The organism is Mycolicibacter minnesotensis (assembly GCF_010731755.1).
GTDB classification, from domain to species: Bacteria; Actinomycetota; Actinomycetes; order Mycobacteriales; family Mycobacteriaceae; genus Mycobacterium; species Mycobacterium minnesotense.
In genome coordinates, this window is sequence record NZ_AP022589.1 from 3,916,969 (window position 1) to 3,939,776 (window position 22,808).

22 protein-coding genes are annotated in these 22,808 nt (G+C 66.9%); 10 read left to right on the forward strand and 12 right to left on the reverse strand.

Going from position 1 to position 22,808, the window contains the following annotated elements:
• Positions 1–17 precede the first annotated feature (17 nt).
• On the forward strand, positions 18–995 hold the full coding sequence (locus tag G6N09_RS18040; RefSeq protein WP_083023466.1) for an NAD-dependent epimerase/dehydratase family protein: 978 nt from the start codon (positions 18–20) through the stop codon (positions 993–995).
• On the opposite strand, the gene aceA is transcribed toward G6N09_RS18040, so the two are convergent.
• Positions 992–3,292: an isocitrate lyase ICL2 gene (gene aceA, locus G6N09_RS18045; RefSeq protein ID WP_083023084.1), complete on the reverse strand. Its 2,301-nt coding sequence runs from the start codon at positions 3,290–3,292 to the stop codon at positions 992–994. The two genes, G6N09_RS18040 and aceA, sit on opposite strands and share 4 nt — an antisense overlap.
• Before the next feature lie 179 nt (positions 3,293–3,471).
• Here aceA and G6N09_RS18050 point away from each other — a divergent pair, with 179 nt between their 5' ends.
• Both G6N09_RS18050 and G6N09_RS18055 read left to right on the forward strand, forming a co-directional pair.
• Positions 3,472–3,837 (forward strand): hypothetical protein, encoded by a 366-nt coding sequence (locus G6N09_RS18050; protein ID WP_234806916.1) that lies wholly within the window; start codon positions 3,472–3,474, stop codon positions 3,835–3,837.
• An 88-nt stretch (positions 3,838–3,925) separates the two neighbouring features.
• Positions 3,926–5,758, forward strand: coding sequence for a fatty acyl-AMP ligase (locus tag G6N09_RS18055; protein ID WP_083023089.1), 1,833 nt, complete (start codon positions 3,926–3,928; stop codon positions 5,756–5,758).
• On the opposite strand, the gene G6N09_RS18060 is transcribed toward G6N09_RS18055, so the two are convergent.
• The 3 genes from G6N09_RS18060 to G6N09_RS18070 form a co-directional block, all read right to left on the reverse strand.
• Positions 5,728–8,589, reverse strand: a complete 2,862-nt coding sequence (locus G6N09_RS18060) for an MMPL/RND family transporter (protein ID WP_083023092.1) — start codon at positions 8,587–8,589, stop codon at positions 5,728–5,730. The two genes, G6N09_RS18055 and G6N09_RS18060, sit on opposite strands and share 31 nt — an antisense overlap.
• Positions 8,586–9,017, reverse strand: coding sequence for an MmpS family transport accessory protein (locus tag G6N09_RS18065; protein WP_083023467.1), 432 nt, complete (start codon positions 9,015–9,017; stop codon positions 8,586–8,588). The genes G6N09_RS18060 and G6N09_RS18065 overlap by 4 nt, the downstream gene beginning before the upstream one ends.
• Before the next feature lie 104 nt (positions 9,018–9,121).
• Positions 9,122–9,733 (reverse strand): TetR/AcrR family transcriptional regulator, encoded by a 612-nt coding sequence (locus tag G6N09_RS18070; RefSeq protein WP_083023095.1) that lies wholly within the window; start codon positions 9,731–9,733, stop codon positions 9,122–9,124.
• Positions 9,734–9,814: 81 nt separating this feature from the next.
• Between G6N09_RS18070 and G6N09_RS18075 the strand changes: the two genes are divergently transcribed.
• Genes G6N09_RS18075 through tpx form a run of 3 tightly spaced genes read left to right on the forward strand, consistent with a single transcriptional unit; the run spans position 9,815 to position 12,445 of the window.
• Positions 9,815–10,741, forward strand: a complete 927-nt coding sequence (locus G6N09_RS18075; RefSeq protein ID WP_083023097.1) for a metal-dependent hydrolase — start codon at positions 9,815–9,817, stop codon at positions 10,739–10,741.
• The gene (locus G6N09_RS18080; protein WP_083023099.1) at positions 10,741–11,889 is read left to right on the forward strand and encodes a hypothetical protein; all 1,149 of its coding nucleotides are present in this window, start codon (positions 10,741–10,743) and stop codon (positions 11,887–11,889) included. The genes G6N09_RS18075 and G6N09_RS18080 overlap by 1 nt, the downstream gene beginning before the upstream one ends.
• Positions 11,890–11,947: 58 nt before the next feature.
• Entirely contained in the window at positions 11,948–12,445 is a 498-nt protein-coding gene (gene tpx / locus G6N09_RS18085) for a thiol peroxidase (protein ID WP_083023101.1), read from the forward strand.
• 23 nt (positions 12,446–12,468) lie between these two features.
• Here the strand turns inward: tpx and G6N09_RS18090 are convergent, their stop codons facing one another.
• Positions 12,469–13,257: an enoyl-CoA hydratase/isomerase family protein gene (locus G6N09_RS18090; RefSeq protein WP_083023104.1), complete on the reverse strand. Its 789-nt coding sequence runs from the start codon at positions 13,255–13,257 to the stop codon at positions 12,469–12,471.
• Between the two features lie 23 nt (positions 13,258–13,280).
• Here G6N09_RS18090 and G6N09_RS18095 point away from each other — a divergent pair, with 23 nt between their 5' ends.
• Positions 13,281–13,667 carry an NYN domain-containing protein gene (locus G6N09_RS18095; RefSeq protein ID WP_109558835.1) on the forward strand — a complete coding sequence of 129 codons (387 nt, stop codon included), beginning with the start codon at positions 13,281–13,283 and terminating at the stop codon, positions 13,665–13,667.
• On the opposite strand, the gene G6N09_RS18100 is transcribed toward G6N09_RS18095, so the two are convergent.
• Positions 13,664–15,259 (reverse strand): FAD-binding protein, encoded by a 1,596-nt coding sequence (locus tag G6N09_RS18100; protein WP_083023106.1) that lies wholly within the window; start codon positions 15,257–15,259, stop codon positions 13,664–13,666. The two genes, G6N09_RS18095 and G6N09_RS18100, sit on opposite strands and share 4 nt — an antisense overlap.
• Positions 15,260–15,470: 211 nt before the next feature.
• On the opposite strand from G6N09_RS18100, the gene G6N09_RS18105 reads away from it, so the two are divergent.
• Positions 15,471–16,298 (forward strand): lytic transglycosylase domain-containing protein, encoded by an 828-nt coding sequence (locus G6N09_RS18105; protein ID WP_234806926.1) that lies wholly within the window; start codon positions 15,471–15,473, stop codon positions 16,296–16,298.
• Positions 16,299–16,302: 4 nt separating this feature from the next.
• Here the strand turns inward: G6N09_RS18105 and G6N09_RS18110 are convergent, their stop codons facing one another.
• Genes G6N09_RS18110 through G6N09_RS18125 form a run of 4 tightly spaced genes read right to left on the reverse strand, consistent with a single transcriptional unit; the run spans position 16,303 to position 18,945 of the window.
• Positions 16,303–16,668: an Hsp15 family ribosome-associated heat shock protein gene (locus G6N09_RS18110; protein ID WP_083023112.1), complete on the reverse strand. Its 366-nt coding sequence runs from the start codon at positions 16,666–16,668 to the stop codon at positions 16,303–16,305.
• A 12-nt stretch (positions 16,669–16,680) separates the two neighbouring features.
• Positions 16,681–17,304, reverse strand: coding sequence for an FKBP-type peptidyl-prolyl cis-trans isomerase (locus G6N09_RS18115; protein WP_083023114.1), 624 nt, complete (start codon positions 17,302–17,304; stop codon positions 16,681–16,683).
• A gap of 37 nt (positions 17,305–17,341) precedes the next feature.
• On the reverse strand, positions 17,342–18,355 hold the full coding sequence (locus G6N09_RS18120; RefSeq protein ID WP_083023117.1) for an NADP-dependent oxidoreductase: 1,014 nt from the start codon (positions 18,353–18,355) through the stop codon (positions 17,342–17,344).
• Positions 18,356–18,390: 35 nt separating this feature from the next.
• Complete coding sequence (locus G6N09_RS18125) at positions 18,391–18,945, reverse strand: FKBP-type peptidyl-prolyl cis-trans isomerase (RefSeq protein WP_165756566.1); 555 nt, start codon at positions 18,943–18,945, stop codon at positions 18,391–18,393.
• Positions 18,946–19,042: 97 nt separating this feature from the next.
• On the opposite strand from G6N09_RS18125, the gene G6N09_RS18130 reads away from it, so the two are divergent.
• Positions 19,043–20,077: a TIGR03617 family F420-dependent LLM class oxidoreductase gene (locus G6N09_RS18130; RefSeq protein ID WP_083023119.1), complete on the forward strand. Its 1,035-nt coding sequence runs from the start codon at positions 19,043–19,045 to the stop codon at positions 20,075–20,077.
• 10 nt (positions 20,078–20,087) lie between these two features.
• Entirely contained in the window at positions 20,088–20,999 is a 912-nt protein-coding gene (locus G6N09_RS18135) for a hypothetical protein (RefSeq protein ID WP_083023122.1), read from the forward strand.
• Here G6N09_RS18135 and G6N09_RS18140 read toward each other — a convergent pair.
• Positions 20,996–21,817 carry a DUF6498-containing protein gene (locus G6N09_RS18140; protein ID WP_083023124.1) on the reverse strand — a complete coding sequence of 274 codons (822 nt, stop codon included), beginning with the start codon at positions 21,815–21,817 and terminating at the stop codon, positions 20,996–20,998. The genes G6N09_RS18135 and G6N09_RS18140 overlap by 4 nt on opposite strands.
• Positions 21,818–21,858: 41 nt before the next feature.
• Complete coding sequence (locus G6N09_RS18145; RefSeq protein WP_083023125.1) at positions 21,859–22,782, reverse strand: NAD(P)H-dependent flavin oxidoreductase; 924 nt, start codon at positions 22,780–22,782, stop codon at positions 21,859–21,861.
• Positions 22,783–22,808: the final 26 nt, after the last annotated feature.

Below are 22,808 nucleotides of genomic sequence, written 5' to 3' on the forward strand. Positions count from 1 at the left end.
GAAGGGATGTGGTGAGTGTGCGGGTGTTGATCACCGGGGGCACCGGATTCGTCGGAGGCTGGACCGCCAAGGCGATCGCCGACGCCGGGCACCAGCCACGATTCCTGGTCCGCAATCCTGCGGGCCTGCACAGCAGCGTGGAGCGGCTGGGTGTGGATGTGTCCGACTACGTCGTCGGTGACATCACCGACGCGGACTCGGTGCGAGAGGCACTGCGCGGCTGCGATGCGGTCGTACACGCTGCCGCGGTGGTGGCCACCGATCCACGTCAGACGGCACAGATGCTGGCCACGAACTCGGCCGGCGCCCACCATGTGCTCGGCGGAGCGGTTGAGCTGGGGCTGGACCCGATCATTCACGTCTCCAGCTTCACTGCGCTGTTTCACCCGGGACTGACGATGTTGCGGGCTGACCTGCCGGTGGCCGGGGGCGCCGACGGCTACGGACAGTCCAAAGCCCGGGAGGAGCTCTATGCGCGCGGCCTGCAGGACGCCGGCGCCCCCGTCAACATCACCTATCCGGGCATGGTGCTCGGTCCTCCGGTCGGTGACCGGCTGGGGGAGGCCGGCGAAGGAGTACGCGCGGCGCTGCAGATGCACGTCATCCCCGGGCGTGACAGCGCCTGGATGGTGATCGACGTTCGTGACCTCGCGGCGATGCATCTCGCGCTGCTGGAGCCGGGCCGTGGCCCGCGCCGCTACATGGCCGGTGGACAGCGGGTACCGCCGGGAGAGTTGGCGAGCCTGCTTCAGGAGCTGTCGGGTTCGCCGATGGTCGCGTTGCCGGTACCGGACATCGCGTTGCGCTGGGCCGGCCGCGTCTTGGATCAAGTCGAGCAGGTGCTGCCGATCTCGACCCCGTTCACCGAGGCCGGGATGCAGTACTACACCCAGATGCCCGAATCCGACGACAGCCCTGCCGAAAGAGACCTCGGCATCGTGTTCCGAACCCCGCGGGAGACGTTGGCCGACACCATTGCCGGCATCCGCGGTTAGTCCCGCTTATCGATCAGCTTGCCCAGCGCCACTCCGTCGGAGGCCAGCAGTTCGTCGATGCGCGGCTGGTTGACATCCGCGACGATGATCTCGCCGACCTCCTGGTTGACGCTGGCGAAGATGCCGTGCTCCTTCATCTTCTCGGTCAGATAGAGGTTGTCTTGGGTTGGTGTCACGTAGTGCACCGCGGCGGCTTTGAACCGGTGGATCAACCACAGGTGACACAGCGTGATCAGGCGCTTCTGCCGGAGCTTCTCGGCGAAGGTGTTCTGGTCGCGCACCGTCAGGATGCTGCGGCCGTGCCGGTCCTTGATCGGGTCGACGATCACGTTGGCGAGCTTCTCGTCGCCCTCGCCATAGATTCCCAGCTCCAGAACGTCGGAACCGGGTCGAGTGGGCCGTAGTTGCGCACGCAGCGTCTCGCCGAGGTCATAGTGCTCGGCCCACAACGCCAGCCAATCCTCCAGCAGCTTCTTGGGCACTTCGGTCTGCACCAGGTGCTGATGCTGCGTGGAGCCTGCACCCATGGCCTTGGTGGTGGCGGTGCGCCCGGACGACGCGGCCAGCGCAGCGTCACTGCGTGGTCCGCCGACCAGTGTCTGCGGCGTGCGGTACGGCGATTCGACCAGCCGCATCTTGCGCTGCAGGCGGGCCAGCGCCAACATGCCGTCCTGCAACAGGGTGGCGGCGAACTCCTCCGAGGCCACACCGTCGACCTGGTGGCCGCCGTAGGTGATGAAGTTGAAGACGAAGCCCATCTTGCCGAGCTCGGCGGGGAAGGCCCGCATCTGCTCATCGGTCATGCCGGTGGTGTCCCAGTTGAACGAGGGGGACAGGTTGTAGGCCAGCATCTGGTCCGGGTATTGGGCATGGATCGCCTCGGCGAACTCGCGTGCCTCGGCGAGGTCGGCGGTCTTGGTCTCCATCCACAAGATGTCGGCGAACGGCGCCGCCGCCAAGGACTTGGCGATCGCATACGGAATGCCGCCGCGCACCTGGAAGTAGCCTTCGGGAGTCTTTGCCCGCTCGCAGTCCCAGCCGGGGTCGGCGTTGAGCTCCGCGGCCTTCTCCCGGGCGGTGTAGAGCGGGGCCCGCGCGGCGAACTCCCGCCACTGCGCTGAGCTCATGTCCTTCGGTTCGCCTTCACGTTCGGCGAACTCGAGCATCTTGGCGACGGCGTCGGCGAACGTCATGAGCCCCGCGTCGTTCTGCCAGGTCTCGACGAATGTCGACTCGATCTCGTCGAAGATGCGATCCACGGACTGCCGTCCGTCGCCGCTCCAGCCCTGGGCCGCCTTCGTGATCAATGCCGTGATGCCGTTGCGTTCCAGCCAGGCCTCGGCCGTGGCGTACTCGCCCTCGGGGAGGGCGTAGAGCAGGTGACCGTTGATCTCGGTGATGCCGGCGTTGTGGAACTGACGTGTCATCGCCAGGAAGCAGGCCTTGTAGGAGGGGATCTTCAGATTGGTGGTGCCCAGGATGAACGGCTGGTCACGTTCGTCGCCGCGGCTTTCGACCAGATTGGCGGCCTCGGCGTCGGTGCGCGCGACGATGATGCCGGGCACGCCCATCAGGTCCAGCTGAAATCGGGCGGTGTTGAGGCGCTTGATCTGTTCGTCGGAGGGCACCAGTACCTTGCCGCCCTGGTGACCGCACTTCTTGGTGCCGGGGCGCTGGTCCTCGATGTGGTAGCCAGGGACGCCGGCCTCCACGAAGCGCCGGATCAGATTGCGCACGTGCGGATCACCGCCGTGGCCGGTGTCGGCGTCGGCGATGATGAACGGCCGGTAGTCGATAGCCGGGGTGGCAGCGCGCTGCTCCTCGGTCATCTGAAGACGCAGATACTGCTGATTGCGGTCGGCGGTGAGCAGGGCACGCACCAGCCCGGCCGCCTCATCGGGCACCTGACTGAGCGGGTAACTGGCCAGGTCAGGGCCGGGGTCCTCGTTGATGGAGCCCTTCGCCGAGGTGGCCCAGCCGCCCAGGTAGATGCCTTCGATGCCGACGCGCTTCATCACCACCGCCTGGCCCGGTGAGTACGGGCCGAACGTGGTGATGCTCTTCTTCGCGGCGAACAGTTCACGCAGTCGCACGTAGAACGCACTCGCGGCTTCGCGCGCCACGATGTAGTCCGACGGGATGGTGCCGCGTTGCTCCACGACCTGGCGCGCGCTGTAGAGACGGGTGATGCCGTCGAACCTGGGGCTGTCGAAGTAGCGTTGCGTGGCCGCGACGTCGGAGTCGATATCGCGTTCGACCGGTGTGCTCGCCGTCGGGTTCGTCTCGATGGTCGTCATGGAAATTCGCTCCCTTTCACCGGGTTCCTGCGGTCCGCGTGCTTCCTGCTCGTATTGTGCCGCCGCAGACGAAGCGATTGTTCGGTTTTGCCCCACATCTTCAGCCTGCTGCGGCAGATGCCGTCGAACCGGCGCGAAGGCCTCGGATTCGGCCGTGCAGGTGGCTAAGCTCAGGCGTTATGACGTCCCGGTCCGACCGGAGGAAAGAGCACTGGGGGCCGCCCCAGCAGCCCGTCGTGGTCGGCCGCTGGGCGGCGGTTCGGATGAGCCGGCGATTCGCCGGGGTGGGGGTCCACATCCCGCCCGCGCGGCTACGCCAGATGGCGGTCGGGGCGCCCTTGGCGTCGGCGGAGTCGGTCGACTACGCGTTCGCGCTGGCTGCCACGCAGTTCAAGCAACAACAACGGCTGGCCAGGGCGCGGCGCAACCGGCAGCGTCTGGTCCATGCCCTGGTCGTCGCCGGCCTGGTACTCGCGGCGCTCAATCTGCTGATCTGCATGGGTTACCTCGTCATCAGCCTGGCGTTGCGCGACCCGGCGCTGTGACTCGTGGTGGTCCAACGGCATTGCGGTAGAGCTGCTTTGGCATCCGTGCAGCCGTCGTCAGGGCGCTTCTGGCCCTAGACTGCGGGGCATGAAGACCTCGCAGCGTCCCGATCCCGCCGTCGGGTTGGTCCTGATCGAGGAGTGCCTGGACGAGAACGGCGGGATCGTTCTGCCTCCCGGCGAGACGTTGATCTCGCTGATCGACCGCAATATCGCGGCTGTGGGCGACGCGGTGGCCTTCCGCTACCTCGACTATGCCGGGCCGGACGAGGGGCGGGCGGTGGAGCTGACCTGGACGCAACTGGGGCGGCGCCTGCGCGCGATCGGTGCCCGATTGCAGGACCTGGCAGTTCCCGGTGACCGGGTGGCGATCCTCGCGCCGCAGGGACTGGACTACATCACCGGGTTCTATGCCGCGGTCAAATGTGGCACCGTCGCGGTGCCGCTTTTTGCTCCCGAGCTCCCCGGCCACGCCCAACGTCTGGACACCGCACTGCGCGACTCGGCCCCAGCCGTGGTTCTGACCACAGCTGCGGTGCGGCACGTGGTCGAGGAATTTCTGGACAAGCTGTCACTGCAACCTCAGCCCCACGTACTGGTCATCGACGAGATACCGGACTCGGCGGGGGAGGACTTCGAGCCCGTCGGCATCGATGTCGATGACGTGTCGCACCTGCAGTACACCTCGGGGACCACCCGCCCGCCCGTCGGCGTGCAGGTGACGCACCGGGCGGTCGCCACCAACCTGCTGCAGATGATCCTGTCGATCGACATGCTGGACCGAAATACGCACGGCCTCAGTTGGTTGCCGCTCTATCACGACATGGGCCTGTCGATGATCGGCTTTCCCGCGGTGTATGGCGGGCACTCCACGCTCATGTCGCCGACGGCATTCATTCGTCGGCCACAGCGCTGGATCAACGCCTTGTCGGACGCCGCGCGACGTGGCCGGGTGGTGACCGCCGCACCGAACTTCGCCTACGAGTTGACCGCGGCGCGGGGCTTGCCGGCCCCGGACGCCGACATCGACCTTGCGAATGTCGTGATGATCATCGGATCCGAGCCGGTGAGCATGGCGGCGATCAGCGCATTCAACCAGGCATTCTCGCCATACGGCTTGCCTCCCACCGCCATCAAGCCGTCCTACGGGATTGCCGAGGCCACGCTGTTTGTGGCCACCATCGCCCCCGACGCCACGGCGAGCGTGCAGTACCTGGATCGTGAGCAGCTCGGCGCCGGCCGGGCATGCCCGATACCCGCCGACGCCCCGGGCGCAGTGGCGCACGTGTCGTGCGGTCAGGTGGCTCGCAGCCTCTCGGCGGTGATCGTCGATGCTGAGGTGGGAGCCGAATTGCCGGACGGGGCCGTCGGCGAGATCTGGTTGCAGGGCGACAACGTCACGGCCGGCTACTGGGGTCAGCCCGAGCAGAGTCGGCGCGCGTTCGACGCCCACCTGCGCACGCCGCTGGAGCGCGGCAGTCACACCGGGCCGGCGCTCGCCGACGGCGCCTGGCTGCGCACCGGTGATCTGGGCTGCTACCTCGACGGTGAGCTCTATGTCACGGGCCGCATCGTGGATCTGATGGTCTTTGCCGGGCGGGGCCACTACCCGCAAGACATCGAGGCCACGGTGGCGCAGGCCTCGCCCCTGGTGCGTAGCGGATTCGTGGCCGCGTTCGCGGTGCCGGCCGACGGCGTCGACGAGCTGGTGATCGTCGCCGAGCGCGCGACCGGTGCGGGACGCAAAGACCCGGCTCCCGCTATCGAGGCCATCCGAGCGCGGGTGCAGCTGGTGCACGGGGTGAACGTCGCTGAGGTGCGCTTCGTGCCGGCCGGGGCTATCCCACGGACCACCAGTGGAAAGCTCGCCCGCAGGGCATGTCGACAGGCTTACCTGGCGGGCGCGCTCGGTGCGCACTGATCGGGCTGCGACTGCCGCAGTGCAACCGGCGCAGGCCGCGCCCGCCGGATGTTCTGCGGCCACCAGAACCATCGACCCAGCAGCGCCGCGATCGAGGGCGTCAGGAACGAGCGCACGATCAAGGTGTCGAACAGCAGGCCGAGCCCGATGGTGCTGCCGGCCTGACCGATCGAATACAGGTCACTGGCCGCCATCGACATCATCGTGAAGGCGAACACCAGGCCCGCGGCAGTCACCACCGAGCCAGTCCCGCCGATCGAGCGGATGATTCCGGTCTTGAGGCCGGCGCCGATCTCCTCCTGGAATCGCGAGACCAGCAGCAGGTTGTAGTCCGAGCCGACCGCCAAGAGGATGATCACCCCGAACACCGGTGCGATCCAGTTCAATTGGAGGCCCAGGATGTGCTGCCAGACCACCACGGTCAGCCCGAAGGCCGCGCCCAGCGACAGCAGCACCGTACCGACGATCACCGCGGAGGCCACCAGTGCCCGGGTGATCAACAGCATCACGATGAAGATCAGGGTCACCGCGGCCACGCCGACGATCAGGATGTCGTAGGTGGAGCCGACCTGGATGTCCTTGTAGACCGCTGCGGTGCCGGTGAGGTAGAACTTTGCGCCGGTCAGCGGGGTTCCCTTGACCGCGTCGTGGGCGGCGGCCAGCATCGGTTCGACGAACGCGATGCCTTCAGGCGTGGCCGGGTCGGCGTCGTAGGTGACGATGAACCGTGCTGCCTTGCCGTCGGGGGAGAGGAAGAGCGCGAGTCCCTTCTGGAAGTCCGGGTTGTCGAATGCCTCCGGGGGCAGATAGAAGTAGTCGTCGGACTTGGAGGCGTCGAACGCCTGCCCCATCGCGCTGGCGGTGTCGGTCATCCTGGCCATCTGAGTCACCAGCCCGGCGAAGCTCGAGTGCATCGAGAGCAGGCTGGCCTGCATCGATTTCGCGACCGCGATCATCGGGTCGAATTGGTCGACCAGCTGCGGCATCAGGGCGTTCATCTCGGCCATGTCGGCCAGCAGTGGCCGCATGTTCTCGCTGAACCTGTCCATGCCGTCGTAGGCATCGAAGACCGATCGGATCGCATCACACGCCGGGATGTTCAGACAGTGTTGCTCCCAGTAGAAGTAGTTGCGAATCGGTCGGACCACATCATCGAAATCCGCTATGTGGTCGCGGATCTCGTCGACCGTCGCGGTCACGGTCGCCATGTCGGCGCCCATCTTCTCGGTGGTGCCGTTCATCTGGTTGACGAGATCGCGTAGCCGCTCCATGGACTCCACGGTGGCGCCCAGATCGGTGCTCATCGTGACCATGTCCGCCAGGCGGTCGTTCATGAATTGCAGGTTCTCCTGGATCGGAACGGCCTGCATGCTGATCTGGAACGGAATCGAGGTGTGGTCGATCGGGCTGCCGAGTGGCCGGGTGATGCTCTGCACCCGCTCCACTCCACGGGTGCGAAACATGTACTTGGCGATCCGATCCAAGATGATCATGTCGGCAGGGTTGCGCAGGTCATGGTCGGTCTCGATCATCAGAACATCCGGGTTCATCCGGGCGGCGCTGAAATGACGTTCGGCCGCGTCGTATCCCACGTTCGCCGGCAGGTCGGCCGGGATGTAGTAGCGGTCATTGAAACTGATCTTCATGCTGGGCACGGCCAGCATGCCCACCAGCGTCACCAGCAGCGCCGCCACGAAAACCGCGCCGGGCCAGCGAACGTTGACGGTGCCGATGCGGCGCCAACCGCGGCCCTCGGCCCGCTTGGGGTCCAACAGGCCGTGGCGGGTCGCGATCGCGACGATCGCCGGGGCCACGGTCAGCGCCCCCGCGATGACCACCAGCAGGCCCAGCGCCGACGGGACGCCGAGGGCCTTGAAGTAGGACAACCGGGCGAAGTGCAGACACAGCGACGCGCCCGCGATCGTCAGCCCTGAACCCAAGATCACGTGCCAGGTTCCCCGGAACATCGAATACCAGGCAGTCTCGGGGTCTTCGCCGGCGTTGCGGGCCTCGTGGTAGCGCCCGATCAGAAATATCGCGTAGTCGGTGCCAGCCGCGATCGCCAATGACGACAGCATGGCGACCACGAAGGTCGAGAAGCCCAGCAGGCCATGGTGTCCCAACAGTGCGACCAGCCCGCGCGCGGTGCCCATCTCGAACCCCACCATCACCAGGGCGAGCGCGACCGTCGCGGCGGAGCGATAGACGATGGCGAGCATGATGATGATGACCACACCGGTCACCGCCATCATCTTGAGCATGCTTGTGTCAGCGGCCTCGTTCATGTCGGTGGTCAACGCCGCCTGACCGGTGACGTAGGCCTTGACCCCGGCCGGCGGGAGCACCGAGGCGACGATCGTGCGAACCGCATCGACGGATTCGTTGCCCAGGGTGCTGCCCTGATCCCCGGCGGTGTTGATCTGGGCATACGCGGCACGGCCGTCGGTGCTCTGCACTCCGGCCGCGGTGATCGGGTCGCCCCACAGGTCCGCGATGTGCTGAACGTGTTGGTGATCGGCCGCCAGTTTGGCAATCACGGTGTCGTAGTGGCGGTGGGCTTCGGGTCCCAACTCGGTCTGGCCCTCGAGCACCAGCATCACCATGGCGTCGGAGTCGAACTCATCGAAGGTGGCGCCGATGTGCTTGGCCGCGATCATCGACGGGGCGTCCTGCGGTGACATCGTCACCGCGTTATCCCGGGCCACCGACTCGATCGGCGGGACCAGCACGTTGAGTCCGACGGTCAGCAACAGCCAGAAGATCACCAGCGGCCAGGCCAGCCGGCGAATCGCCCGCATATATGCCGGGCGCAGGGCTCCGTGGCCGCTCATGCGCCTTTGGCCAGACAGAAGACCTGGGCGTGGTGCCCGGTGGCGACCTGCTCATCTTTGACGGCGCCATTGACGGTGATTCGGCAGCCGATCGTGTCGCCGTCGCCCTGAGCGACCACGTTGCCGATCACCGACGGGCTGGTGGTGCTCATCTCCAGGGTCCAGGGCAGGCCGGCGAAGCTCGCCTGTTCGGGCTGGGCTTCGCGATTGAGGTAGCTCACCGCGCCGCTCGCGGCAGCAGGCCCGAAAACCTCGTAGCGGAGCTGCTTGTTGTTGATCGACTCGATGACGCGTGACCCGCTGCCGTCCCAGCGGTAGATCTCGTCGGCGCCGAAGGCCCCGCGCAGGTCGACCACCGCCAGCGTTCCCAAGAGCGCCGCCACTGCCACCACGACAGGCACCCATGCTCGGTTCACCCACGCGCGCACGCCGACCACCTCCCGATATCGTCCACTGAAGCCCTACGCGAATACTATACCCCGTAGGGTATACGAAATATTCCCGAGTTACCGCAGGGGGTATCTGGGGTAGGTCAGCCGACGGGGTGTCGGACCTGGGCGGCGACGGCTTCGCCGAGCCAGCGGCGCAGGAATCGTCGCAGCTCGTCAGGCGAGCGGGCGGGGTCGTTGGGTGCCACGATGAACGACAGCATGATCCGCAGGGCGAACTCCACGAGTTCGCGCAGTGCCACCTCGTCGTAGCCGTGCTGGTGCCAGTCGATGTCGAAGCGTTCGATCATCCGCATTCCGAAGGCTTGTGCCTCTTCGGAAGCCATCTCCCGGTTGTGCGCGGAGGAAGGCGACAGCATCACGCCCAGGTGCGGGGAGTGGGTCACCGCGTCCAGGGTGTAGACCGCTCCCTCGGCGAGTGCGTCGGCGGGATCGTGGATGCCGCGGACGTGGTCGGTGAGCCGGTCGAGGAAGTCGTCGACGGAGGCGATCGCCACGGCGCGCATCAGGGCGTCGGCGGTGGGGAAGTAGCGATACACCGTCTGCCGGATCACCCCGAGTGAGGTGGCGACGTCCGCCAGCGATACCGCTGAGCCCGTCTCGGTGACCAGCTCGACCGCGGCGGCGATGATCCGCCGGCCCGCCTCTTCGTCGGTGTGCGGCGGGTTTCCGCCCCAGCCGCGTCGGCGTGCCATCAGCGACCTGCTTGACAACCGTGATGCATAGAACAATCATACGCGAAGGCGTCCAATTGTATGTTTGAAGTTGAGGTAGTGATGACTGACCTGATCGTGCGCAAACTGCGATTCGCGTTCGCCGAGTACCCCGTGCCGTTCTTGTGGAATGAGGCCAATCCGGCGTTCTCCTCGATGGCCAACGCGGTCTCGCTCCTGGCGATCGGTTTCGAGAAGATGATCGGCGGCATGATCGCCGAGGCGATGCCGCTGATCACCGACCCGGCCGTCGCCGAAGAAGCCGACGCCTTCGTGCGCCAGGAAGGCCAGCACTCCATGGCGCACCGCGGCCACGCAAAGGCGCTGATCCGGGCCTACCCGGGGCTCAAGGAGACCGTCGACGAGTGCAACGCCATGTTCGACAAGATGTCTGCCGAGAAGTCACTGGACTATCGGCTGGCCTACACCGCCGATCTAGAAGCGACCTTCACCCCGGTCTTCAAGCTGATGCTCGACCACGATGACACCCTGTTCGCGCCGGGTGACGACCGCGTGGCGTCCCTGTTCTTGTGGCACTTCGTCGAAGAGGTCGAACACCGCAGCTCTGCGCTGGTCATCTACGACCACGTCATCAACGACCCGTGGTACCGGATGCGGATGGCGCCCTCGATCTTCAAACACGTGATGAGCGTGATGAAGGTGGCGTGCGAGGGCTTCAACCGGCACGTCCCGCTGGAAGACCGCAAAGTCGACGCACTCTCGCTGTTCAGCACCTATCGAGCCAAGCAGGCCTGGCGGCGACGAGTTCCCTTCGGCTGGCCCGCTGATCAGGGGCCGGTGGCGGACGCGTTCAGCCATCTGCCCAAGCGCGAAATGCTCACCGCGGTAACCGGTATCGTCCGGAGTCAGTTGCCCAACCACAAGCCGGCTCACGAAAAGATCCCGGTGCTGGCCAACCAATGGTTCGCCCGCTATGACGACGGCTACGACGTCACCAAGTGGTACACCGCGGAAGAGAAGAGCGCCTGATGCCCGACCTGTGTACCCCGACTTTCGAGCGGCTCGCCGGATCGCTGGGATTCTCCTGCGGTGACACCGGTGGTCTGCTGGAATTCCGCAACCCGCTGCAGTTGGAGAACGCGACTCTGCCCGTCTTGGAGATCACTGTGATCGCCGGGGCGGTGCTGGCATTGGTCTACGCGATCGCGCGGTTCCGGCGTGGGGACGCCACCAACCTCGCGCTGTGGTTCGGCGCGATCGCCTATCTGCTGATCATCGAGCCGCCCCTGTACTTCCCTGGCGCATTCGGCATCGCCGACCACGTCGACACGATGTTCGCCCACAATCTCTTTACCGTCGAATTTCTGTGGGGCCGGCTCCCGCTGTACATCGTCGCGATCTATCCGATGATGGCGACGATCTCCTTCGAGATCGTTCGCATCCTGGGGGTCTTTCGCCGTTACGGCGCCATCGTGGGCGCCCTGTGCGTCGGGTTCGTCCACCACGCCTTCTACGAGATCTTCGACCACCTCGGCCCGCAGCTGCGCTGGTGGGAGTGGTCGGTGGACAATCCGCTGAACCAACCCATGTTCACCTCGGTACCGATGGGCAGCGTGGTGGTGTTCGCCGCGCTGTGGCCGGCATCGCTGGCGCTGTGCGTGCAACTGTTCGTCGGCCGACAGGTCGACGCAGGCCGGCGCTTCGGCGGACTGCAGCTGACCTGGCGCACCCTGGTCATCGGGATCCTGGCCTCGCTGGGGACGGGAATACTGCCCCTACCGGCCACGCTGCTGGGCGCTGCCACCGACGGCAGACTCCTGGGGATCGCTTACGCGGTCGAGCTTTTCGCCATCACGGCCGTCGCCATCCCGGTACTGATCGCGCAATGGCGGCGCCTGCGGCTCAATCTGTTCACCGCCGGCCGCTACGACAACCCGCTGATGGTCCGCTACGCCGCGGTCTATCTGTCGGTGATGACGGTGCTGTGGCTGATGGCTCTGCCGGACTACCTCGATGCGGCCGACGGACTCACCGCCCACGGTGACCCGGTGGGATCACTGTGGTACGTGACGCTGTGTTTCGCGGTCGCCTACTTGTGCGTCGCCGCGGCAGCCACCGTTCCGCCGGCCCTGGCGGCCCAGCCTGACGCTGTCGAACCGGTGGCAGCCGGGCACTGAACGCCGACGAGCACAGCCCGACGTCGACGCCCGCCGACGCACTTGGCACACTGTTGCCATGGCGCAGATCACGTTACGTGGAAACCAGATCAACACCTCCGGTGAGTTGCCGGCCGTCGGCTCGACGGCCCCGGCCTTCACCCTGACCGGAACCGACCTGAGCGTGGTCGACAGCGGCAGCTTCGCCGGAAAGCCGGTCCTGCTGAACATCTTCCCGTCGGTCGACACCCCGGTCTGTGCGACCAGCGTGCGGACCTTCAACGAGCGCGCTGCCGCCGCGGGTGCTGTGCTGTGCGTGTCCAATGACCTGCCGTTCGCCCTGAAGCGCTTCTGCGGTGCAGAGGGCATCGAGAACGCCACCAGCGCCTCGGCCTTCCGGGACAGCTTTGGCGCCGACTACGGGATCACCATGACCGATGGTCCGCTGGCCGGACTGCTGGGACGGGCCGTCGTCGTGATCGGTGCCGACGGCAACGTCGCCTACACCGAGCTGGTGCCCGAGATCGGCCAGGAGCCGGACTACGACGCGGCACTGTCGGCGCTGACCGGCGCCTAAGCACCGGATTCCGACTCGGGAGGTCAGCGGCCCCGCCAGCGCGGTGGCCGCTGCTCCCGCCAGGCCTGTAGCCCCTCGGTGACATCGGAGGTGGCCCCGGCCACCTTGCGCATGGTCTCACCAAATCGGACGGCGTCGACCCAGCCCATATCGGCACTGCGCCAGGCCACCTCCTTGGTGGCCCGCTGGGCCAGGGGTGCGGCGGCAGTGAGTCGGCGTGCCCACGCCAGTGCTGTGTCCTGCAGGGCCTCGGGTTCGACCAGCTTCCACACCAGTCCGATCTCCTTGGCGCGTTGAGCGCTGATCGATTCGCCGGTCAGCAGCAGTTCCATCGCATTGGCCCAGCCCACCCGCTGCGGCAGCCGGATCGCACCGACGATGGTGGGCACCCCCAGCGATACCTCCGGGAATCGGAAAACCGCATCGGTGCTGGCGATCACGAAGTCGCAGAACAACAGTCCGGTCAACCCGTAACCCACGCATGGGCCGTGTACTGCGGCGATGGTCGGCTTGAACAGCTCCATGCCGGATTCGAATGAGTTGACGGTCGGCTTCTCCCAGAAGGTTCCCGGAAACGTGCCGACCGCGCCGACCGAGTCCTTGAGATCGGCCCCGGCACAGAACACGTCCCCGGTGGCGGTGAGAATCCCCACCCAGGCGTCCTCCTCCGCGCGGAATCGGTCCCACGCTGCGTTGAGGTCGCCACGCATCGCCCCATTGATGGCGTTGCGGGCCTCGGGCCGGTTGAGGGTGATGGTCGCGATGTGGTCGTGGCACTCATAGGTGACCAGGCGCGGGCTCGTGGCGCTCATTTCTGCACCGTACCGTCGGAGTGGTGCGGTGGATCGTCGACGCCATGAACGTGATCGGTGTGCGCCCGGACGGCTGGTGGAAGAACCGCCACGCCGCCATGATCCGGCTGACCCGACAGCTCGAAGACTGGGCGGCGGCGCAGCCCAACGACGTCACCGTCGTGTTCGAGAAGCCACCGTCGCCGCCCATCGAATCGGACACGATCACCATCGCGTGGGCTCCTCGTGGCGGCGCCAACTCAGCCGATGATGAGATCGTCCGGCTGGTCGAGGCGCAGAACCGGCCCCCCGACGTCACGGTCGTGACTTCTGATGTCGTTCTGGCCCGTCGGGTCGCCGCCGCCGGCGCAGCCACGTTCCCGGCGGCACGCTTCCGCCGCCTCCTGGAGTCCTCGGGCGGCGGGACTTAGGGTGCGACCGCCGCCGCACTGGCCCCGGCCCGACGCCCCGCGAACACACAGTCGGCGATCGACAGCCCGCTGACATAGGACTTCGAGGCGACACCGATGGCGGTGCGTCCCGCGCTGTAGAGACCGGGGATCGGAGCCCCGTCGGCGTCGAGGACCGAGCCGGTGTCCTCGGCGACCCGAACGCCCCCCAGGGTGAGCATCGGGGTCGGGCGTAAGACGTTGGGGCGCACCGAGATATCCATCAATGTGAACGGTCCTTGATCGATGCGGCGGCAGAAGTCCGCGGGTTTGCCCGCCGGATCCGGTGAGCCGGAGTGGATCGCGTCGTTGTGGGCGGCGACGGTGGCCGCCAGGCCCTCGGGGTCGATGCCGGCCGCCCGAGCTGCCTCGGCCAGCGTGGCACGCCGCACGGCGCCGCCGAACATCAGCGCAGCGCCCTGCGCGCGCTGGAACCACAACGTCTGGGACAGCAGCTGACTCCGGGCTTCGGACATCAACCGGGAGTCGGCCAGGATCCAGCCTTGCCCGCCGTGGTTCTTCACCATGGCGTGTCCGACGGCGGCTCCGTAGCGGGACTCATCGATCACTCGCTGCCCCGCGGCATCGACGATGATCGCGGAGATGAAGGCGCTCGGGGGCGTGATGAACTTCCACACCGAGACGTTGTCCATCCGGTCGGTCACCGCCCCGGCGCTTTGGGCCAACGCGATGCCGCTCCCGTCATCGCCGCTGGTTCCCAGGGGCAGGCCGCCGCCGAACTCCGGCGCAAAGCGCTTGCGCCACTCAGTGTTGGCGATGAAGCCGCCGGCACAGAGGATCACCCCGCGCCGCGCGATGATCTCGGTTGTCCGGCCGTAGCGCTGCTGCAGCTTCGCCAGTCGGCGGTCCATCGCGGCGCGTAAGGGCGGGTAGTAGACACCGGGCTTCGACGACAGCGCGGACAATCGGGCGTAGCGACGCTGGATGCGGTGCGGCGCCTCGCCCATCGTGGTGGCCCGCACACCGATCACCCGCCCGGACGGGTCCTGTAGCAAGTCGGTGACGGTGGTGTGCGGACGGAAGTCGACACCGAGCTTGCGGGCCGACTCGGCCAGTGGCGCATAGATCTGCTTCCCGGACGTGCCCTTGCCATAGGCGCGATGACCACGCTGCACCGGTGGGGTGTGTGCACGGAAGGCCCCGGCGTTCTCACTTCCCGAGTGGTACAGGTAGTAGCGGTTGTTGGGAAACGACGTCTTGTAGGGGCATAGGCCCGAGTTGAACGGCACCCCGTGCGCCGCCAGCCAGTCGATCATCTCGGGGCTACCGTCGACGAAGCGCCGCAGTGTTTCGGGCTGGACGGCATCGCCGACCTCCAGCCGCAGGTAGTCCAGCATCTGTTCGGGGGTGTCGTGCACGCCGGCGTCCCTCTGGACCGAAGTGCCGCCGCCGGCGTAGATGATGCCGCCCGAGATCGCGGTGGCGCCGCCACCATTGGCACGATCGACCGCGATGACCTCGGCCCCCAGTTCGCGGGCGGTGATGGCTGCAGAGGTACCGGCCGCGCCGTATCCGACCACGACGACATCAGTCGTCACGCTGGTGGTGGTCATGCACACTCCTTAGGCGAGCCGGATTGAACGGCCATCAATCTAACAGGCGATAGTCTTCCTATTGCAGAAGTGACCAGCGGCGATTGCTGGCCTGGAAGTAAAAAGCGGAACATGTTCTAGCCCATCCGGACGCACCGGTTACCCACCCTGCACGATTCGGGGCGGCGCAGGGGCGAAGATGAAAGGCATGGCTGTTCGATTGAGAGGCATCATGGCCTCGCTGGTTGTGGTGGTCGCCTGCACGCTGTCGCTGACCCCGGCGGCGCCGGCAGGCGCGGCACCCGGCATGGATCCAGCAGCAATTGCTGCCGATCTGGTGGCTGCAGACCAGGCGTTGCGTAACACCGCGTCGCCCGAGCAGTTGCTGGCCGCCGCGGCCCGCCGCCAGCAGGTCGCCTACCGCACGCTGGGCGCCCACCCCGAGTGGGATGCGATCGCGCGCCCGCAGATCCCCGCGGCGTTGCTCGCGGTCTATGACCGCAATATCGATGCGCGCCGCGCATTGATGGCGCTCACCGATCCGAAAGACACCCTGCCACCCTGGCGGGTGGTGCCCCCGGTTCCGGGCAACGAATTGATGGCCAGCTATCGCGCGGCCGAGGCTGCCTCCGGAGTTCCGTGGAATTATCTGGCGGCGATCAATTTCGTGGAGACCGGCTTCGGCCGGATCAACGGGGTCAGTGACGATGCCGCCCAAGGCCCGATGCAGTTCCTGCCGTCGACGTTCGCGGCATACGGCAACGGCGGCGATATCCACTCGCCGCGCGATGCCATCATGGCGGCAGGCAGACTCCTGGCCGCCAACGGTTTTGCCACCAACCGCGACAAGGCGATCTGGGGATACAACCATTCGGACTACTACGTGCGGGCGGTCAACGACTACGCCGCGGTGATGGGCGGTGACCCGGCGGGCTTCCCGAGCTACTACCGCTGGGACACCTACTACCGCACCACTGCCGGTGACCTACTACTGCCGATCGGGTATGTGTCGTCGTCGCGGATTCCGGTTGCGGAGTATTTGGCCGCGCACCCGCAGTGACCTCTCAGCCCTGTTGGGTCCGCCATTTCTCCAGCGCTCGTCGATCCCGTTTGGTGGGTCGGCCGGCGCCGCGATCACGTGTCGCGATCGGGGTGGCTGACGCGGGCGGGGCCGGCGGCGTTCGATCCAGATAGCAGGTGATGGCGTCGGCCGCTCCCACCCGCTTCTGGATGACCCGCAGCACTTCGACGACTCGGGTGCGATCGCCCACCAGGGCGCTCACCACGTCACCCGGCGCCACCGTTGTCGCAGGCTTGGCCGGACGATTGTTGACCCGCACATGGCCGCCGCGACATGCGGTCGCGGCATCCGGCCGGGTCTTGGTGATCCGCACCGCCCACAGCCACCGGTCCACGCGGGTCGATTCCACGACGGACCCAGATCAGCGCGAGGCGTTGAGGATCTTGATCGCAAAGACCAGCGTGTCGCCCGGCAGAATGCCGGCGGCCGGCTGGCCTTGGGGATAACCGTCGGCGGGGATCATCGCCACCGCCACCGTCGAGCCGATCTTCTGTCCCGCAATGGCCTTCTGGAATCCCGGAACCACCCGGTCCAGCCCGAAGTCGACCGGCTGGCCGCGCTCGTAGCTGCTGTCGAACACCGACCCGTCACGCCCGTTGACACCCATGTAGCAGACCGAGACCGTGGCATGGTCCCCGACGACGCGGCCGTCGCCGGCGTGCAGGGTGTGCACTTCGGTCTTGGTCACCTTGAACGGCTCAGTGACGACGACACTCGGTGCGGCGGAGTTTGTGGAGCCGGTTACCGCGACGCTGCCGCTGGCACCCTTGAGCGTCCATTCGGCCGCGACACCGTCCGCCGGTGGTGTGCTGGGACAAGCGGTGACGGTCTCGCCACTCGGGGGCAGGAAGAGGTCGGTGACCGACGACGTCTTCGAGGACGCTGTGCTGTCCGAACCGCCACAGCCAGCCAGCGTCGACGCCAACGCGGCGACACCTGCGGCGAGGGCGACGAACCGAGGAATACGCGAATTCACCAGGGTCACGCTACAGCCCGACCCGGTTGGTTGGCGCCCGGCGGCGCTAGCCGCCGACCTTCACCACGAGCTTGCCGACGTTCTTGCCGTCAAACAGCATGTTGATGGCAGTCGGGAGTTGCTCGAAGCCCTCCACCACCGTCTCCAGCGGCGTGAGCTTGCCGGCGGCGATCAGCTCGGAGATCTCCTGGTTGGCTTCGGGCGCCTGAAGGAAGTGGTCGAGCACGATGAAACCCTTCAGGGTGGCGCGCTGAATCAGCAGATTCCCGAACGCGCGCGGCCCGGGAGGCGGGTCCGCCTCGTTGTAGCCGGAGATCAACCCGCACAGTGCAATACGAGCGCCCACGTTCACACGCGCAAAGATCGCATCCATGATGTCGCCGCCGACGTTCTCGAAATCGACGTCGATGCCGTTGGGGGTGGCGGCGGCAAGCTGGCGCGCCCAGTCGGCGGCGCGATAGTCCACCGCGGCGTCGAATCCGAGTTGGTCGGTCAACAGCGCGCATTTCTCCGGGCCACCCGCAATCCCGACGACCCGTGCCCCGCTGGCTTTGGCGAGCTGACCGGCGACCGAGCCGACCGCGCCGGCTGCGGCCGAGACGACCACGGTCTGGCCCGGCTGCGGCTTGCCGATGTCGCGGATCCCGACCCACGCGGTGAGCCCCGTCATGCCCAGGGCGCCCAGGTAGGCGCTCGGCGAGACATCCTCGGCGACATCGACCGGGAACAGTGGCATCGAGTCCGAGACGACCAGATACTCCTGCCAGCCGGTCAGGCCCTGCACGGTCTGGCCGACCGGGAAGTTCGGGTTATTCGACTCGACCACCACGCCGAGTCCGGCCGCACGCATGACCTCGCCGATGCCCACGGGAGGCAGGTATGACGGTGTCTCGTTGATCCACATCCGGTTGGTGGGATCCAGTGAGATCCAGTCCACCCGCACCAATGCTTCGCCGTCGCCGATCTGCGGGACCGCCTGCTCACTGAGTTCGAAGGTGTCCGGGCCGATGCGGCCGGCGGGGCGTTCGCGAAGCAGGAAGCGGCGGTTGCGATCGGTCATGTGCGCACGGTACCGGATGAGGCTGGCACCGGGGATCAGCCTGAGGCGCCCAAGATCTTGATCGCGAAGATCAGGGTGTCGCCCTGCCGGATCCCGGCGCTGGGCTGGCCGTCGGGGTAACCATCCGCGGACGTCATCGCCACGGCGACGGTCGATCCGACGGTTTGCCCGGCGATCGCCTTCTGGAATCCAGGAATCACCCCGTCGAGCGGAAAGTCCACCGGGGCGCCGGTGCGGTAGCTGCTGTCGAAAACCGACCCGTCGCGTCCGTTGACACCCAGGTAGCAGACGGAGACCTTGGCGGTGGCCGGAACCACCGGGCCGTTACCGGCCTGCAGCGTGTGCACCTGAGTCGACGTCACCGTGAACGGGGGCGATACCTCCACCCGGGGCGCGGCCGTCTCGGTGGATCCGGTGACCGCGATGCTGCCGGTGTCGCCGGTCAGCGTCCACTCCGGCGTGCCTCCGGCCGCTGCAGCCGTGGGGCAGGAGCCGGCGGCTGCGGCCGGTCCTGTTCCAGCCAAGGGGAGGGCGAGGGCCGCGACACTGGCCGCGAGGGCGATGAAAGAACTCAACCGGGTGGGCTTCACGCTCGCCACGCTACAGGTCAACGACCCCGCGGTTGGCCGCTCACGACAAGGCTCGGATAGCCCGGTCAGCAGCCCGCGAACCGCGTAGGCTCGCCGGGTGCAGATTGACGTGATGACCATTCCGCAGCAGTTGGGAAAGGTCGGCGAACTGGCCCGCACGACGGCGGCGGGCTTTTCAGGACTGCTCTTCACCGAGGCCGGGCGCACCGCGTATCTCAACGCCGCCATCGCATCTCAAGCCGCGCCCGGTCTGGAGTTGTCGACCGGGGTGGCGGTTGCCTTTCCGCGCAGCCCATTTGTCACCGCGGCCACGGCATGGGAGTTGCAAGAGGCCACCGGTGGCAGGTTCCGGCTTGGACTGGGCACCCAGGTCCGCACTCATGTGGTGCGCCGTTACGGGGCAGCGTTCGATCGCCCCGGCCCGCGGCTGCGCGACTACGTGCTTGCGGTGAAGGCCTGCTTCACCGCGTTCCGGACCGGGAAGCTGGATCATCACGGGGACTTCTACGAGCTGGATTTCATCACCCCGCAGTGGAGCGCCGGACCGATCGACGCCCCTGACCCCAAAGTCGATGTCGCGGCGGTGAATCCGTGGATGCTGCGGATGGCCGGAGAAGTTGCCGACGGTGTGCATGTCCATCCTCTCGGGGAGCCCGGTTATCTCGCCCGCCACGTGGTTCCGAAGGTAGCCGAAGGAGCCCACAAGGCCGGACGCGCAGCCTCGGAGATCGCCGTGATCGTGCCCGCGATGACCATCGTCGGTGACAGCGACGAGGAGCGACACAAGGAGCGGGAATTCGTGCGGGCCAGCCTGAGCTTCTACGGAAGCACCCCGAACTACGCCTTCATCTGGGACGAGGCCGGATTCGAGGGCACCACCGCGCGGATCCGGGAGAAGCAGAAGGCCGGCGATATGGCGGGGATGGCCGCTCAGATCACCGACGAGCATCTTGCCCACTTCGCCACCGAATCGACGTGGGATGAGTTGGCGGACAAGCTGATCGACAAGTATGGCGGAGTCGCGACGCGCCTGGTCCTGTACAACGCGCTCGGCGATCCCGGGCGTTTCGAGCACTACGGCGAGGTTGCCCGGAATATTTCGGGTCAGCAGCACGCCGTGACGACTCAATGAGGTCGGTGGCGTGCTGATCGGGGTGGCCGCAGCGGTGCTGGCCTGCTTCGGCTATGGGGTGGCCTCGGTCCTGCAGGCCTACGGTGCACGCAGTTCCGCCGCCGCCGACCAGGGGGAGCAAACGCTCACCAGCGCCGACGGTCGACCGACCCTGCGCTCGACCGCGAACGCGGTGCTGACCACCGCGTTCATCGCCGGAATGGTGCTGGATGTCGTCGGCTTCGTTGGAAGCGTCGTCGCTGCCCGGCTCATCCCGCTGTTCTTGTCGCAGACCATCATCAGCGCCAATCTCGTCGTCACCGCCGTGTTGGGCATCTCGGTGCTCGGTATTCGTCTGCACCGCCGCGACTGGGCGGCCATCGCTATGGTGGTCGTTTCGCTGTGCGTGCTGGGGCTGACTGCCGGGCATGCCGGAACGGGAAGCTCGGCCCCGGGGCTGCACCTGGCACTACTGCTGGCTGCGCTGGCGGTCTTTGCGTTCGGCGTGGTGCTCATTCGTCTATTAGGGGCGCGTGCCGCCGTCGCGGCCGGCTTGGTCTCCGGGGTCCTCTACGGCCTCCTGGCGATCGCGGTCCGCGTGGTGGACGGCGTCGATCCGCTACGGGTCGAGATTCTCCTGCGGGACCCGGCATCCTGGGCGATCGTGCTGACCGGGTTCGGCGGTTTCTACCTGTTCACCGTGGCGTTGCAGCTGGGTTCGGTCAACGGTGCCGTTGCCGCCCTGGTCGTCGGGGAGACGGTACTGCCCGGGATTGTGGGTGTGACACTGCTGGGAGATACCACCGTTCCCGGGCTGGGCTGGCTGGTGGCGCTGGGATTCTGCACGGCGGTCGGCGGTGCGGTGGCCGTCGCTGTGCTCGGTGCGGCCGGCCACGCGGCCACCACGGAGCCGGCCCCGACCCAACCGACCCTCAATCCTTAGGACGTGGTGGCCCGCCAGGGCTGCTCGTTGCGCCGCTGCCGCTGGCGTTCGCTGGCCTGATCCTTGGCCCAGAAGTCTTCGAAGCGTTCGCCGGGGTGCACGTTGGGCGTGCGATTCATCAGGTTGGTCAACATCCGCGGCGGCTTTTCCGGCTCCCATTGTGGAATGACGGTGCTCAGTGCAGCCATGGTCTTCAGCACGACGAACACCGTGAAAAGTGCGCTGGGCGCATCGGTGGCGGCGATCGCGACGAATCCGAGCAGCAACGTCATATGCACGACCATGACTCGGCCCAGTCCGACGTTGGCGGTGACCTCGACGTCGCGGAAGGACCATTGACGCAGCGTGCTCAGATCGATGAGGAAATCGAGGGTCAGGAAGACAAACACGCCCAGGCACCCCCACCCGACGCTGCGCCAGCTGAGATCGATCATCGCGAGCTCGGGCGCGCGGTTGTAGGTGAGTAGCGCCAGGATGGCGGCAAGGAAGACGCCGTGGGCCGCGCAGAAGGCCAGGCTGATGAGGGCGAACCCGCTCACGAACGACGACGTCCGGGCGTCGCCGGTTCCCGGTCCCTGGTAGCGGAAATGACCGTACTTGGGGTTCAGTCGTTGGTGGATGGCGATGCGGGCGATCACATACAGGCACATCGCCACGTTCTCGAACCAGTACACCACCACTGTGGTTGCGCCGGACCAATGCTGACCGAACCAGCCAAAGGCCGGCACCGCGATCACTCCCAGCGCGGCGAACAGATGAGCAGGCGACAGCGGACGCCGCCGTTGCGCCTCCGGCTCCGAGGCGGGCTGGTGATTCATTGCACGATCATCACCTGCCGGGGCCCTTCGACGGGAGTGGTTCACCAACCTCCGGCTCGTGATCGCGCCTCGCCCAGTACCGCCTCGATCTGCCCCCAGGTGCTGCGAATGATCTCGGCCACCGGCATCAGATCGACGATCCGGGAGGACACCTGGCCGGTGTTAGCGACGCTGGCCTCCATATCGCCGTCGAAGTAGAGCTCGGTGATCTTTCCCAGCAGCCGCGAATCCGGTTCGTGTGCCGCGACTCGGGCGGCCAACCCGGTTCGCAGGACACGCATGGTGGGATTGCCGGGAACATCGAGCAGCACGGTGCCGGAGTCGCTGGCGGCCACGATCGCGTCCTTGAAATTCGCGTGCACCGCGGACTCGTGGCTGGCCAGCATCCGGGTGCCCATCTGCACACCCTCGGCACCCAAGACCAGGGACGCCGCAGCCGATCGCGCATCGCAGATACCGCCCGCCGCGATGATCGGCAGGTCGACGTTCTCGGCGACCAAAGGCAGCAGCACCATGGTGGAAGCCCCGAGCAGCGACTTGAAGCCGCCACCTTCCACGCCCTCGACCACCAGCGCGTCGACACCGGCGTCGGCGGCTTTGTGGGCTCCCTTGAGCGAGCCGACAACGTGCACCACCGTCATGCCGGCGTCGTGCAGCGCCGCGGTGAACAACGCTGGATCGCCCGCCGAGGTGAAGACGTGGCGCACACCGGCCTCGGCCAGCGTGTCGACGATCGAAGGATCCTTCTTCCAGCCCTGGATCATCAGATTGGCCGCCACCGGTTTGTCGGTGAGCGTGCGAACCCGCTGCAGATCGGCCCGCCCCTCCGGGGTGAGGGTCTCGATCACGCCGAGCCCGCCTGCCTCCGACACCGCCGCGGCGAGTTCGGCGCGAGCGATGTAGGTCATCGGGGCCTGGACAACGGGATAGGCGACCCCGAGCAGGTTTTGGATGCGGTTGGCCACGGCCTATTCAAGCACCGTGCGGGCCG

Excerpts from the sequence above, each read along its gene's own strand:
- aceA (WP_083023084.1), bottom strand. The coding sequence starts at position 3,292 with ATGACGACCATCGAGACGAACCCGACGGCGAGCACACCGGTCGAACGC.
- G6N09_RS18050 (WP_234806916.1), top strand. The coding sequence starts at position 3,472 with ATGACGTCCCGGTCCGACCGGAGGAAAGAGCACTGGGGGCCGCCCCAG.
- G6N09_RS18055 (WP_083023089.1), top strand. The coding sequence starts at position 3,926 with ATGAAGACCTCGCAGCGTCCCGATCCCGCCGTCGGGTTGGTCCTGATC.
- G6N09_RS18060 (WP_083023092.1), bottom strand. The coding sequence starts at position 8,589 with ATGAGCGGCCACGGAGCCCTGCGCCCGGCATATATGCGGGCGATTCGC.
- G6N09_RS18070 (WP_083023095.1), bottom strand. The coding sequence starts at position 9,733 with ATGGCACGCCGACGCGGCTGGGGCGGAAACCCGCCGCACACCGACGAA.
- G6N09_RS18075 (WP_083023097.1), top strand. The coding sequence starts at position 9,815 with ATGACTGACCTGATCGTGCGCAAACTGCGATTCGCGTTCGCCGAGTAC.
- G6N09_RS18080 (WP_083023099.1), top strand. The coding sequence starts at position 10,741 with ATGCCCGACCTGTGTACCCCGACTTTCGAGCGGCTCGCCGGATCGCTG.
- tpx (WP_083023101.1), top strand. The coding sequence starts at position 11,948 with ATGGCGCAGATCACGTTACGTGGAAACCAGATCAACACCTCCGGTGAG.
- G6N09_RS18090 (WP_083023104.1), bottom strand. The coding sequence starts at position 13,257 with ATGAGCGCCACGAGCCCGCGCCTGGTCACCTATGAGTGCCACGACCAC.
- G6N09_RS18100 (WP_083023106.1), bottom strand. The coding sequence starts at position 15,259 with ATGACCACCACCAGCGTGACGACTGATGTCGTCGTGGTCGGATACGGC.
- G6N09_RS18105 (WP_234806926.1), top strand. The coding sequence starts at position 15,471 with ATGGCCTCGCTGGTTGTGGTGGTCGCCTGCACGCTGTCGCTGACCCCG.
- G6N09_RS18120 (WP_083023117.1), bottom strand. The coding sequence starts at position 18,355 with ATGACCGATCGCAACCGCCGCTTCCTGCTTCGCGAACGCCCCGCCGGC.
- G6N09_RS18140 (WP_083023124.1), bottom strand. The coding sequence starts at position 21,817 with ATGAATCACCAGCCCGCCTCGGAGCCGGAGGCGCAACGGCGGCGTCCG.